The sequence below is a fragment of the Gardnerella sp. c11Ua_71 genome (assembly GCF_055818025.1).
Genome location: NZ_JARFVR010000004.1, coordinates 20,212 through 33,994, shown reverse-complemented (window position 1 = coordinate 33,994; position 13,783 = coordinate 20,212). Strand labels below are relative to the sequence as shown.

The following is a 13,783-nucleotide window of genomic DNA, read 5'->3' as shown; positions in this document are numbered from 1 at the left end:
CTTTTAGGTAGTTGGTTTAATACGCGTATAAGGGATTTACTACATGAGTGAAGTTCAAGCGCAACCAGGAATGTGTATTGAGAATCGCTATCGCATAATGCGGAAGATAGCAGAAGGCGGCATGGCTACCGTTTATCAAGCGCAAGATGAGCGTCTTAATCGCCCAGTTGCGCTTAAAATCATGCATACTCAACTAGCTCAAGGAGTGCATAGAGAGCAATTTATTGCAAGATTTAGGCGTGAAGCTACATCTGCCGCTGCAATAGCGAATCCTCATATTGTTCAGGTTTACGATACTGGCGAATTTGAAGGGCTTGACTACTTGGTGATGGAATATGTTCATGGAGTAAATCTTAGATACGAAATGAACAAATATGGCACATTTAGCCTAAAAGACACTCTTCGAGTTCTCGCGGAAACTTTAGATGGTCTTGCATCCGCACACCTTGCTGGTGTTGTACACAGAGATATTAAACCAGAAAATATTCTTATTAACGACCGCGGTCACGTGCAAATAACTGATTTTGGTCTTGCTCGCGCTATATCGCAAGCTACACTTTCTTCTACTGGTCTTCTTCTTGGAACCGCCGCATACCTAGCTCCAGAAATGATTGAAAAAAATCTTGCCACTCCTCAAGGAGACTTATACTCTGCTGGAATGATGGCTTGGGAAATGCTTGCTGGACGTGTTCCATTTAGCGCAGATAATCCTGTTACGCTTGTTTTTAAGCACGTTCATGAAGACACTCCATCTATAAAAACAATTTGTAGCGACATCAACTCTTCTATAGCTGATTTTCTTGCCTCTATTACTGCTCGAGAAATGGAAAAAAGACCGAGTGACGCTTCTAAAGCACTTAGTATGCTTAGACAAATTTGCGCTAACATGCCTAAAGAAGATTGGCAATATAAGTTTGATCCAAATTACGATAGTGAAGATCAACTTTTAAATACGACTTTAGACGCAATCAAAACTGAAAATAGAATGTCTGATTCAGATAAATTCGATAAAAGTAATTACTCTAACATACCTCTTCCTCCTAATGCGAACAATGCGAATAATGCTGATAAAGTTAATAAAGAGAATGTAAATCAGAGTAGTTCTAATCCTAACAATATTGGAAATGAGGTCTTGTCTAAAACTAAAGACCTTGATAAAACAACTGATATTGATAAAACAACTGATATTGATGCAACTATGACAATAGTTCAAAAAAACAGTAACAGTGATTTTAACTATTCCAATAGTCAAAATTCTTCAAACAGTGTGAATCAACTTGAAGATTTTAATGATAGCAATATGCTAACTATTGCTATGCGTGCGCCTCAATTTAATAAGAATGATTTAAGTACTGACGGTAAAAGTCAAAACTCTAATCATAAAAAATTACACAATAAAGTTGTTATTATAGCTGTTAGCAGCGCGGCAGTTGTTGCAGCAGCAATCGCATTTGGTTCTTACTGGTATTATCTAGGACCTGGAAGCTACTGGTCTTTGCCGAAGCCAAATACGCAGTCATGCAAAACACAAGAAGCTTGCAAAATCACAAATATTCCATGGTTTGATTACGAGCAAACTCTTAAAATATCCAATATTCCTTATTCTGTTCAAAAAGAATTTAGCGATAATATACCTTCTGGAAACATTATTTCCACTAATCCTGATTTCAGTGGCGGTCATGTATCTAAGCACGGAAATAATAAAGTTCATGTTATTGTGTCAAAAGGAATACGACAATCTACAATTCCTGAAGATATTATCGATCCAACATCAACAACTGGTAAGAATCCTATAAAAGCTTTACGCAAAGCTGGTTTTACTTCTATTAATCACAAAGAAAGCAACGACGTTTATTCATTAGATGTTCCTAAAGGCTGTGTTGTAGAAATTTCTCCAACACCAGGAATGCAAATGAATCACAATAAGAATATTACTGTTGTATTATCTAAAGGTCCTATGCCTGTTTCTATGCCAGATGTTGTTAACCGAACAAAAGAAGATGCGGATAAAGCATTTAACGACGCAAAACTTGTTCCAACATACAGTGAAGAGTTCAATGATACCGTTGAAAAAGGCAAAATTATTAGCACATCTGTAGAAAAAGGAGCGCAACTTCATTGGGGAGATAAACTAAATGTCGTTGTTTCCAAAGGTCCAAGAACTGTTACTATGCCAGATGTTCGCAATAAAAATGCTAACGACGCTCGAAAAGCTCTTGAAGCCCTAGGACTAAAAGTAAATGTTTCCGCTCCGCTTGGAGACTTTATGCACACGGTAAGATTCCAGTCTGTAGCTCCTGGTACGCAAGTTCGTGTTCTTGATGAAAGAGGAAACCCAACAGTTGTTACATTAACCGTTATTTGATTTATACAAATAACGTAGGTAATGCTACACACACATTGTATGAAATGTTGTATGAAATGTTGTGAGTTATGTTGTAGGTTGTTTGAATCAAAATATTTTTACTCAAATAATCTACAACAAACAATTTACCAGCTTATTTCGCTGATTCTGTCATAATACGCTTTTTAACGGTTTGAGCATATTCGTCAACATATTCTTGACCGCTCATTTTTTGAATTGTCTTGGTTACTCTATCGGTAAGCTCACGAAGAATATCGTGCGTAATATCTTCTGGATTCATTTTTTCAACTTCAATAGGCTCGCCATAAATAGCCTTTGTATAGCCCTTTGCAGGCATAACCTGACCATGCCTTTGCAATTCCCTAGTACCAATAATCGCAACTGGAATAATCGGGCATCCTGTTTCCAAAGCTAAGCGAGCTGCACCAGTATGTCCCTTATACAATCTTCCATCAGGACTTCTAGTTCCTTCAATATGAATTCCAAAAAGCTGTCCATTTTCTAATATCTCACGAGCATGATTCAATGCCCCAAGAGATTTAGAACCTCCAGAACGATCCACTGGGAATACGCCAACGGACGTAAACCACCATTTTTTAAAGCGACCCTTTAATCCTTTGCCTTCAAAATACTCGGCTTTACCCATAAAATGAATCATCCTAGGGCATGTGAGAGGCAAAAGTGCATCGTCAATCACGGCAAGATGATTTGCGGCAATAATAGCCCCACCTTTTTTAGGAATGTTGTTAACGCCTTGAGCAATAGGATTAATCCGTAAACGCGCAATAAATCCAAACCCCTTTACAAAGAACCAATACAACATTCTAAAAACCCCTTCTAGCAAGAGTTACTAAAAGCGAATCATTACGCAATCAAGCAGACTTGCTACAGTATAATTTATGACTTCTTCTAAGAATACCAACTCCCCTCACCCTGAGGACAAAAACTCAAACAACAATAATGACGATTCTTTTGGCGATAATTCTTTTAATGAGAATTGGTCTGATTTTATTAGAGATCATGCAGAAGATTTTAAAGAAATAGAGAAATCTAAAAGTGCGAAAATCTTTAAAAAACGTATTAGTCAGGCGACAAAACCACTTACTAAAATAGCGTCATACAATAATGCTGGTCCAAGAGATAACGTTAAGACCAGTTGGTTAGATGTTGATGAAACAATGGATTCTTACGGAGACGATTTTGTTCCACCAAACCCACATTTTAAGAATATTTCTATTACCCTCATAGTTTTATGGACTATTCTTATTCTGGGTATTTTGGGCGTAATTCTTAGCGTCTTAGTGCCATATTTCGCAGCATACTCAGGTACTATAAGCGCTTTTCTGTTTCTTGTTGGATCTGCAGGCTTACTTATGAGTAGAAAGAAAAATTATACTTCTAGTGAAGATTACAACGACTACGGAAAAGGCGCACGAGTTTAAGTGCATTTATACAAAAGAATGAGGCTGATGTTAAAGCACCAGCCTCATTTTTTAAAGATTACAACTTAAAATTTAATCTTCGTTTAAACTAAAATTATTTTAATCCTCATTCTGACCATGGCATAACTTGTACTTTCTGCCAGAGCCACATGGGCACTCATCATTCTTGTTCGTTCCTGGGAAGGTACGACCATCAGCCCAAGGAGTCTTCCATTCTTCAACCTTTGGACGCTTACTCAATGGCACTTCACCATCAGCATGGCTCATAGGAGCAGGACCAACGATTCCAGAATGCTCATCTTCTTCTTGTTCTGCTTGCTGAATATCGGCATCAACATAAGAATCATCTTGGTTTTCAGTTTCCGCAACAATCTGCTCGAGATTCATACGGAATAGAAGCTGAATAGACTCTTCCTTAATTGCCTCAATCATTGAGTTATACATCTGGAATCCTTCGCGCTGATATTCAACCAAAGGGTCACGCTGACCCATACCGCGCAAACCAATACCATCCTTCAAATAATCCATCTCATAAAGATGTTCACGCCACTTTCGATCAAGAACAGCAAGAACAACTCTACGCTCAAACTGGCGCAAGTTATCAGAACCCATTCTTTCTTCAAACACAGCGTAAATAGTAGTAACGCCATCTACTATAGTGTCTCGCAAAGCTTCAACAGCTTTTTCTCCCTTAAGAGACTCAATTTGCAGGCGAAGCTGATCCCAATCCAAAATAATTGGCATAACAGCATTAACAGCGTCTTTAAGACCTTCCCAATCCCAGTTCTTTGGCTTATCAGAACCGTTCATAGCTCCGCGAACATAGCTATCGGCAGTATCTTTAATAAACTTCAAGATATCTTCATGAATATCTTCACCTTTAAGAACAATCTGACGTTCTGAATAAATAACAGTACGCTGCTTATTCATAACATCATCGTACTTCAAAACGTTCTTACGCATTTCAAAGTTACGCGCCTCAACAGTCTTTTGAGCCGTGCGCACGCCATTAGAAACATACTTAGATTCGATTGGCTCACCTTCTGGCAAGCCCTTAGCCATAACACGCGCAACAAGCTGAGTGTTGAACAAACGCATTAAGTCATCTTCCAAGCTTAAGTAGAAGCGCGATTCACCAGGATCACCCTGACGGCCAGAACGACCTCTAAGCTGATTATCAATACGACGAGATTCGTGGCGCTCAGTGCCTAAAACATACAAGCCACCAAGCTTCTTAACTTCTTCGTGCTCGTCTTTAACTTGTTCCTTAACTTCTGCCAAAACACCTGGCCAACGCTTCTCGTACTCCTCTGGAGTATCGTCTGGAGAATAGCCTTCTGCTTTAAGCTTTGCATCTGCCAAAAACTCAACGTTTCCGCCAAGCATAATATCTGTACCACGACCTGCCATGTTTGTAGCAACAGTCACAGCACCCTTACGACCTGCAACAGCAACAACAGCTGCTTCCTTAGCGTTTTGCTTAGCATTCAACACTTGATGAGGAATACGAGCAACATCCAAAAGCGAAGAAACGATTTCGGAAGATTCAACCGATGCAGTACCAAGCAAAACAGGCTGACCCTTTGCATGACGCTGAGCTACGTCTCGAACAATCGCAGCAAGCTTTTCCTTCTTAGTGCGGAAGATCAAATCATCCTTATCCATACGAATAACTGGACGGTTAGAAGGAATTGGAAGAACGCCAAGCTTGTATGTTCCCATAAACTCGGCAGCTTCCGTTTCTGCAGTACCAGTCATGCCAGCAAGCTTGTCGTACATGCGGAAGTAATTTTGCAAAGTAATAGTTGCAAAAGTCTGATTTTCTGCTTTTACTTCAACATTCTCTTTAGCTTCAATCGCCTGATGCAAGCCTTCGCTATAACGACGACCTGGAAGAACACGGCCAGTGTGCTCGTCAACAATCAAAACTTCGCCATTAGTAACAACATAATCGCGATCAAGAAGGAACAATTCCTTAGCTTTCAAAGCATTGTTCAAGTAGCCAATCAAAGCAGTGTTGCTTGGCTCGTAAAGATTATCAATACCTAAATAATCTTCAATCTTTGCAATGCCTGGATCCAAAATACCAGCAGTCTTGCGCTTCTCATCAATTTTGTAATCAACATCGCGATCAAGCTTTAGAACAAGCTTTGCAAACTCGCGATACCAACGCGTAACATCACCTTCGGCAGGTCCCGAGATAATAAGTGGCGTACGAGCCTCATCAATAAGAATGGAATCAACCTCATCGACGATTGCATAGTGATGACCACGCTGAACAAGATCGCCCTTTTCCCAAGCCATGTTGTCTCGCAAATAGTCGAAACCAAACTCGTTGTTTGTGCCGTAAGTAATATCTGCGTTGTATTGCTTCCTGCGCTCTGGAGGCTGCTGATCTGTAATAATGCATCCAACGCTCATGCCAAGGAACCTGTAAATACGACCCATAAGCTCACTTTGATAGCTAGCAAGATAGTCGTTAACAGTAACAACATGAACGCCCTTACCTTCCAAAGCGTTCAAATAGCTAGGCAGTGTTGCAACAAGTGTTTTACCTTCACCAGTCTTCATTTCTGCAATATTGCCCCAATGCAATGCTGCACCACCCATGAGCTGAACGTCAAAATGACGCTGACCAAGAGTACGCCTTGAAACCTCTCTTACTGTAGCAAATGCTTCTGGCATTAAATCATCAAGTTTTGCACCATTGTCTAACTTCTGCTTGAATTTTGCCGTTTGCCCTTTAAGCTCTTCATCGGAAAGCGCAGAAATCTCATCTTCTAGCGCATTCACAGCCTTTGCAACATTCTCAAGGCGCTTCAATTGACGGCCTTCACCCATGCGCAAGGCTTTATCGACGATATCTACCACGTTTAGCTCCCTTAGGTCGTGTCTATTATTCGGCTAGCCAATATAGACGTAAACTGTGCCTATATTACGCGACGGCTACGATTTTTGCAGCTAGCGAGTCCAAAACAACGCATAAAATGCCCGCCTAGACTTTTACTAGACGGGCATTGACTCATATGAGTTAATTTCTATTTAATAATGTTTTACCCTTATTTGCTTTATTACTTCTTTATTACTTCTTTTTAGAAACGTTTTCTGGAGTATCAATTTCAAACACACCATAACTCCATCCATGCCTACGATACACAACCGAAGGTCTCATTGTTTCCTTATTTACGAACAGGAAGAAATCATGACCAATAAGTTCCATTTCATACAACGCTTCGTCAATGCTCATTGGCTCAGCAATATGAAGCTTGCGACGAATCACAATAGGAGTATCTCCAACACTCACCTCTACTGATTCGCCAGGACCCAAGTCGGAAGCAACCGCAGCATCTGCACTATTCGTTCCATCTTCTTGTGCAACTTCTTCAACAGTTGTTTCAACTTCTGGCTCTGCAACACCCAAATCAACTGGAACCATTTGCTCATATCCACGACGATGGTCCTTACGACGATCGCGAGTTCTGCGCAAACGAAGCGTCAACTTATCAAGAGCCATATCCAATGCACTGTATTGGTCTGTGCTAGATGCTTCTGCGCGAATAACCGTACTTCCTGCAACTACAGTAATTTCAACTCTTTTTGCAGTATCTGCCTGCCTTGGATTGCCCTCAGTGTTAAGCACAATCTGAATGCGCTGCGCATCTGGAGCAATGGCGGTCACACGATTCATCTTGCTTTCCACAACGTCACGGAATCTTTGCTTAATCTGCGTATGACGTCCGGTGATGACGATTTCCATGCGAACCTCCTTAAGTAATCCGATATAAATCGGTTTGTGTACACGTCAACGGCACCAGCGCCGCTGATACATCCATTATATCCGCTAAAAGCCGCCATTTTCTAGCGAGTCGCAAAATATGCGCAAAATTAAAACGTCTGTTATAATTGGGAAGGTTGAGGTTTCACGATGACCGCGGCTGCAATGTTCATTCGGAGTAGCTGAGGAACTTCCGGGCTCCGTAGAGCACAATGGCGGATAACGTCCGCCCAGGGCAACCTGAGAGATAGCGCAACAGAGAATAGACCGCCTAAACTTTTGTTTAGGTAAGGGTGAAACGGCGGTGTAAGAGACCACCGGGCTTCTGGTAACAGTTAGCCGCATGGCAAGCCTCATTGGGAGCAAGGTCAAGTAGAAGGTGTTTAAGGGCTGCTCGCCTAAGTCTTCGGGTAGACTGCTAGAGTTTGGCGGTAACGTCAAATCGAGATGGATGGTCATCCGTGTGCATTTTGCACGCGACAAAACCCGGGGTATGTGAAACCTCAACTTAATTTTGATTTTCACTTAGTTTTTTGCATAACACTTTTGGAGCGAAATCAAAATCACAAAAAACTGTGAAACAATTTTTAAATTCTGGATTTAAATCACTATTATCTAAATCCGCTACACCACAAGTTTTCATTCCAGCCAAACGAGCCGACTTTAAAGCTATAGCTGAATCCTCAAAAACAGTGCAATACTCTGGTTTTACACCTATTCTATTGGACAAATCTAAATAAGTTTGAGGACTATTTTTCCCATCTGATTGTAAATCTTCACCAAAAATCATCAAATCAAAATATTGCCATAATTCTGTTCGCTTTAAAGATGATTCGCATAAAGATTTAGAAAGAGTAGTCATAAGAACTAATTTTGCACCTGTTTTATGCAAATAATCCACGTAAATTTTTGCACCTTTTCTAAGAAGCAGTTGATTAGAATAAGCTTCATTAGCCATATAATTCCATTCCTGCATTAAATCTTCGGGAGAATCCGTAAAACCAAAACGTGCAATAACATAATCAGCCACTTCTCGAGGAGTCATTGTTGCAGTGGAATCAGCAAAATCATCAGGCACTTTAATACCGCGTTTAGCAAAACTCTTTTCGTCTATATCATCCCAAACATGTAAAGAGTCAAGCAAAGTACCATCAAAATCAAAAATTGCTGCACAATTTGAATTATCAACTAACACATTTTCGCTCATATTATTAATCCTGATATTAATCCTGTTTTATAAAAATTACTTTGAATTAGATTCAGATTTTAGATTAAATTTTGCTTGTTTTTAACAATTCTCTAGCATGCTCTAAAGAAGCTTGCGACTGACTTCCAGAAAGCATTCTGGCTATTTCCTGCTCACGCTGTGAATCATCCAACTTAGTAACAGTAGTATCTACGACTAATGAAGAGTTAAAATCATTAGAAGAATCACCAGAAACCGATGAATCACTAAAACTTTTTCTAACCACAAATTGAACATCAGCAAAAGAAGCAACTTGAGCCAAATGCGTTACAACAATCACCTGAGAACTTTTAGCAAGTTGAGCTAAGCGTTTGCCTAATTCCACTGCTGCAACTCCTCCAACTCCCGCATCAACCTCGTCGAAAATAAAAGTCATAGAATGAGAGTCGCTGTTATTGAATTTTGCCGCAACCAACTCCATAGCTAACATAAGTCTACTTAACTCTCCACCTGAAGCACTGCTACCCATTGGCAAATAATCAGACGACGGGAAAGGCTTAAAAAGAAACTCAACGTTGTCTAAACCATGAGAATCTAAGTCAACTACTCCAGTTTCATCTACTTTACGCCTATTAACTTTGATTAAAAGCTGAGCATCTTGCATAGCCAAAGATTCAAGCTCTTTACTAACTTCAAAACTAAACTTTTCTGCTGCACTTTTGCGCAAATCATAAAGTTTATCTGCTAAATTTTTGGCATTAGAATAATATTTATCACAGGCTTTTTTAGCGCGATTAATAGCCTCAGGTGAATCATCTAAATCTTCAAGCTCAAATTGTGCCTTTTTAGCCCACTCTAAAACATCGTCGATCTGTGGACCCCATCTGCGTGTTAAATCGCTTAAATCGTGAATACGATTGTTAATAGCGTCTAGATCTTCCTGACTCTCATCAACATCTAATTGCTGAGCGAGCTGCATAACAATGTCGGAAATTTGGGAAGAAATATCGTCAAGTTGATTTGCAATCGCGCTATAATCTCCGTCAACTCGAATTGAGCGAATTGACTTAGATGCATTGTCAACCAAATGTAATGCGTCAACGGAATCTATTGCGCCGTAGTCAATTTGACTTGCGTCTAACGAAGAAATTGCTTCGCTAATAGCTCCAACGATTTGAGCAGCGTTTTCTATGCGATCTCTTTTAGCTTTAAGCTCTTCATCTTCATTCCGTTTTGGATCGATTTGGCGAATTTTTTCTAGCGATTCTCGCAAATAATCTGCACGCTGCTTAGAAGAAGATTCTTGATTTATAAGCCTGTTATAAGATTCAACAGCATCCTGCCATTCTTTAAATGCCACAGAATATTCTTGTAATTCTTTTGAATCACAAGAAATTGAGTCCAAGAACTCACGCTGTTTTGCACTTGTTGCTATACGCAACTGATCACTTTGCCCATGAATTGTTATTGTTTGCGAACAAATTTTATCCAGCAAAGTCTTAGGAACAGAACAACCAGATACTACCGCCCTAGACCTACCAGATTTTGGAACAGTACGAGATACATAAACATCTATTTTAGAATCATCGCCTTCAGATTCTTCAACATCTATCCCAGATTCTTGCAAAAGATTAGAAACAATTCCTGACTTTGAAACAGAAAAAACGCCTTGCGCCCATGATTCTGACGCAAAAGATGCAATTCTAGAAGAATCAGCTTTTCCTCCAGATATAAGTCTTATAGCGCTTAGAAGCATAGATTTTCCAGCCCCTGTTTCTCCAGTAATAGCAGTCATTCCATATGAGGGAGTAATAACCGCGTGAGAGATTGGTCCTAAATTACGAATTTCTAATTCTTCAAGCAAGGATGCCCCCTACGAGTTTAAGCTATTAGGGTTATGGTAGTTATTTGAGACATTTGGAACATCTTCATAATTCCTATCGGTTTCATTATGAAGATTAGCCTCATATTCCTTAGGTTTGGAAGACTTTTTACGACGATTTTCGCGCCAACCAACTACAGGCAAATCAAACTTAGTAACTAATCTTTGCGTAAATGGAACACCAGAAAGACGCGCTAAAAACAGCTCATCTTTGGACTGACGAATTTGAATCCTAGAGCCTTGCGGTAAAGCCCTTTGACGCCTACCATCACAACAAATCCAACCACCAGAAGCTGAATCTTCCAAAATATCAATAGTAAAAGTTGAACCTGCTCCGATAATCAATGGTCTAGAAAAAAGCGCGTGTGCAGCCAAAGGAACCAGTTGCAAAGCCTCAACGTTTGGCCACATGATTGGACCTCCTGCCGAAAATGCGTACGCAGTAGAACCAGTAGGAGTAGAAACAATAACACCATCGCAGCCAAAAGACGACATTTCAACATTATCAACGCGAATCGAAAGCTCCACCATTCTACCGCGATCTGCCCTATCTAAAGTAATATCGTTAAGCGCCCAATCACTTAAAGGCTCACTCGCTCCAGGAAGCCAAACATCTACATGAGCTTCCATCCTATGCTCTAAAAAGTAATCTTTTTGAGCAATTCTTCTAATAGCCTCATCTATTTGGAAGCTTTCAAATTCTGCCAAAAATCCAACATGACCAAGATTTATACCTATGATTGGAACAGGAGTGCAATGCACCAATTCTGCAGCTTGAAGCATTGTGCCATCTCCACCAAGCACAACAACAATCTCTGTGTTTTCATCAATAACATGTGCTGTTTTTTGCGCAAAATCAGATACGGCAGCACTATGAAACACATCTACATGAAAACCAGCACTACTAAGCTGCGTGGTAACTTGATTTACAACGGCACTGTGACTATCAAGACGCGCATGCGTAACTACCAGAGCGCGACGAGCATAAGAAGCATCATCATCTACTAAAAGTTCTGGCATAACACAGCCCCTTTGTGGTTTTGCAAATAACAATAAATATTGTAATTGTTGCACTACATATTGCGCATTGTACTGCTTATGTAAAAAATATTTATCAAATAATTATTTTTAACTATTAAATTGCGCATAAAGAAGATATTCAATATTTCCATGAGTTCCTTCTATAGGAGATTCATGAGTTGAAACAACTTTTAAACCACTATTTTTAGCGCATTCTTTAATATTTTCTAATGCTTTAAGTCTTAGGTCTTTATCTGTTACAATTCCGCCTTTTCCAAGATTTCCTTTACCAACTTCAAATTGTGGCTTTACAAGAAGAACAATATTCGCGTTGTTTTGCGCAATACGCGCGATTACTGGAATAACAAAAGTAAGAGATATAAAAGAAACATCTGAGACTATAAGATTAGGCTTGTAAGGCAGATCTTGCGCGTAAACATTTCTAATATTTACGCCACTCATTTCGATAACGCGCGGATCGCTTGCGATCTTTGGGTGCAATTGACCGTGTCCAACGTCTAAAGCAATAACGCGATTAACGCCATTTTGCAACAAATAATCGCAAAAACCGCCAGTTGAAGCACCAATATCTAGCGCTTTAGTATTTGAATAAACTTTTAATCCTAAATCTTCAAATAAAGAGAACGCACCTTCTAATTTGAGTGCTCCTCTAGAAACATATTTAAGACAAGAATTTTCTTTTTTTGATTCATCAAAACTTATTTCTTGCGCTTTTTCTACTAAAAATGATGATTTATAAACAATTCGATTATCTACTTTTACTAACCCAGACTTAATTAAACGCTGAGCTGTAGTTCTACTTTTCACTAATCCGCGATTTACAAGTTCACAATCTAATCGCTGAACTAAATCATCTCCGTCAGACATTGAAAAATCCTCATACACACATATGCAAACTCATATATTCATAGAGAAAACTCTGGAAGAATGTAGTCTTCAAGCGATTTTCCACTATCCTTTAAACGCCAAGTGAGCGCACAAGCAGCACGCAAAGCATTGCAATCATTAGGATTGTTTACTTCAATAGAGTTACAAACAATTTGTGCTCTAGAAGTTCCGCATACAAATGTAACGTCGTCAACACGCTTTGGAAACTCATGAGCCTCGTTTAGTCCTCTTAAATCCTTAGAAACAAAGCTTGGTCGCAAGTGTTTTGGAGCCTCAAGCAACATACGCGGATTGGTGACACCAGTAAGCACTAGAAGAGACTCATATCCCCCTCTGGTACCAGCTTCGATGTCTGTATCCAATCGGTCTCCTACGGCTAGCGAGCGCGAAATACTTATTACAGGATTCCCAAACTCATCTTTTTCTGCATATTCTTTAACATCTTCATCATTGTGATTTGCATTTGCAGCAACCAACAATCTCGCTTCGTCATACATTGCGCACTCGGGTTTTCCAGCAGAAGCAATAGGCTCAACTCCAGTTGCATTTACTACAGCTTGAATCATAGAACCGCATCCAGGAGCTATACCGAACTCACGTGGAATTGTTAAATCGCGATTAGTAACAAAATACTTAGCTCCATGCTCTACTGCGAAAGCGACTTGTGCCATTTCTTGCCAAGTCATTTGCGGATACCAGCCTTGGATAACAGCTTTTGGATTGTCTTTACAAGACTTTACTGGATTAAGACCAGCACTACGAACCTCTTGTATGAGATGATCGGCTCCAAGCACTAAAACATTAGAATTGCTCGGAACGTAGCGAGCAACCATTCTTGCTGCAACAACAGAAGAAGTTATAATCTGCCACGGCTCTACTTTTAAGCCGAAACTTTCTAGTTGACTTGCTACAACTCCTTGAAAACGAGAAGAATTATTAGTCGTATATTCAATAAACATGCCATTTTTTTGAGCATTTTCAATTGATTCAGCAGCATATTCAACGGATTTTCCGCCTCTATACACTACGCCGTCTAAGTCAAGCAAAGCTAAGCGAAAATTCTTGCTTAACGCAGATTTACTATTTGAAAAATTCGTTCGTTCATCAAGTTGCATAGAATATCCCCGCATGATTTTAAAAATATCAAAGTAGCAAACGCCCGGCTTACTATACTCTCATAATACAGAAGCCGGGCTTAGAAGAT

Annotated in this window: 10 protein-coding genes and 1 other RNA gene; 3 read left to right on the top strand and 8 right to left on the bottom strand. The window is 39.7% G+C overall.

From position 1 onward, the window contains the following. The first annotated feature begins 43 nt into the window (after positions 1-43). Positions 44-2,365 (top strand): Stk1 family PASTA domain-containing Ser/Thr kinase, encoded by a 2,322-nt coding sequence (locus P0106_RS03930; RefSeq protein ID WP_116437186.1) that lies wholly within the window; start codon positions 44-46, stop codon positions 2,363-2,365. Positions 2,366-2,498: 133 nt separating this feature from the next. On the opposite strand, the gene P0106_RS03925 is transcribed toward P0106_RS03930, so the two are convergent. Continuing rightward, the gene (locus tag P0106_RS03925) at positions 2,499-3,188 is read right to left on the bottom strand and encodes a lysophospholipid acyltransferase family protein (RefSeq protein ID WP_048730344.1); all 690 of its coding nucleotides are present in this window, start codon (positions 3,186-3,188) and stop codon (positions 2,499-2,501) included. Positions 3,189-3,264: 76 nt separating this feature from the next. Here P0106_RS03925 and P0106_RS03920 point away from each other — a divergent pair, with 76 nt between their 5' ends. Next, the gene (locus P0106_RS03920; RefSeq protein WP_004112548.1) at positions 3,265-3,807 is read left to right on the top strand and encodes a hypothetical protein; all 543 of its coding nucleotides are present in this window, start codon (positions 3,265-3,267) and stop codon (positions 3,805-3,807) included. A gap of 99 nt (positions 3,808-3,906) precedes the next feature. On the opposite strand, the gene secA is transcribed toward P0106_RS03920, so the two are convergent. Beyond that, positions 3,907-6,678, bottom strand: coding sequence for a preprotein translocase subunit SecA (secA, locus tag P0106_RS03915; RefSeq protein ID WP_004115494.1), 2,772 nt, complete (start codon positions 6,676-6,678; stop codon positions 3,907-3,909). A 211-nt stretch (positions 6,679-6,889) separates the two neighbouring features. Further along, the gene (gene hpf, locus P0106_RS03910) at positions 6,890-7,564 is read right to left on the bottom strand and encodes a ribosome hibernation-promoting factor, HPF/YfiA family (protein ID WP_004121791.1); all 675 of its coding nucleotides are present in this window, start codon (positions 7,562-7,564) and stop codon (positions 6,890-6,892) included. A gap of 156 nt (positions 7,565-7,720) precedes the next feature. On the opposite strand from hpf, the gene rnpB reads away from it, so the two are divergent. Further along, positions 7,721-8,092, top strand: an RNA gene (gene rnpB, locus P0106_RS03905) — RNase P RNA component class A. Here the strand turns inward: rnpB and P0106_RS03900 are convergent. The 5 genes from P0106_RS03900 to P0106_RS03880 all read right to left on the bottom strand — a co-directional run bounded on the left by P0106_RS03900 (position 8,091) and on the right by P0106_RS03880 (position 13,694). Next, complete coding sequence (locus P0106_RS03900) at positions 8,091-8,789, bottom strand: HAD family hydrolase (RefSeq protein ID WP_101887855.1); 699 nt, start codon at positions 8,787-8,789, stop codon at positions 8,091-8,093. The two genes, rnpB and P0106_RS03900, sit on opposite strands and share 2 nt — an antisense overlap. 64 nt (positions 8,790-8,853) lie before the next feature. Then, positions 8,854-10,632 carry a DNA repair protein RecN gene (gene recN / locus P0106_RS03895; protein ID WP_473730466.1) on the bottom strand — a complete coding sequence of 593 codons (1,779 nt, stop codon included), beginning with the start codon at positions 10,630-10,632 and terminating at the stop codon, positions 8,854-8,856. A 9-nt stretch (positions 10,633-10,641) separates the two neighbouring features. After that, positions 10,642-11,670 (bottom strand): NAD kinase, encoded by a 1,029-nt coding sequence (locus tag P0106_RS03890; RefSeq protein ID WP_004112543.1) that lies wholly within the window; start codon positions 11,668-11,670, stop codon positions 10,642-10,644. Between the two features lie 108 nt (positions 11,671-11,778). Beyond that, entirely contained in the window at positions 11,779-12,558 is a 780-nt protein-coding gene (locus P0106_RS03885; protein ID WP_004112542.1) for a TlyA family RNA methyltransferase, read from the bottom strand. Positions 12,559-12,596: 38 nt separating this feature from the next. Continuing rightward, positions 12,597-13,694, bottom strand: a complete 1,098-nt coding sequence (locus P0106_RS03880; protein ID WP_473730465.1) for an HAD-IIA family hydrolase — start codon at positions 13,692-13,694, stop codon at positions 12,597-12,599. Between the last annotated feature and the right edge of the window lie 89 nt (positions 13,695-13,783).

Coding starts and splice junctions, on each gene's coding strand:
- P0106_RS03890 (WP_004112543.1), bottom strand. CDS start 11,670: ATGCCAGAACTTTTAGTAGATGATGATGCTTCTTATGCTCGTCGCGCT.
- P0106_RS03930 (WP_116437186.1), top strand. CDS start 44: ATGAGTGAAGTTCAAGCGCAACCAGGAATGTGTATTGAGAATCGCTAT.
- P0106_RS03925 (WP_048730344.1), bottom strand. CDS start 3,188: ATGTTGTATTGGTTCTTTGTAAAGGGGTTTGGATTTATTGCGCGTTTA.
- hpf (WP_004121791.1), bottom strand. CDS start 7,564: ATGGAAATCGTCATCACCGGACGTCATACGCAGATTAAGCAAAGATTC.
- P0106_RS03900 (WP_101887855.1), bottom strand. CDS start 8,789: ATGAGCGAAAATGTGTTAGTTGATAATTCAAATTGTGCAGCAATTTTT.
- P0106_RS03880 (WP_473730465.1), bottom strand. CDS start 13,694: ATGCAACTTGATGAACGAACGAATTTTTCAAATAGTAAATCTGCGTTA.
- P0106_RS03920 (WP_004112548.1), top strand. CDS start 3,265: ATGACTTCTTCTAAGAATACCAACTCCCCTCACCCTGAGGACAAAAAC.
- P0106_RS03885 (WP_004112542.1), bottom strand. CDS start 12,558: ATGTCTGACGGAGATGATTTAGTTCAGCGATTAGATTGTGAACTTGTA.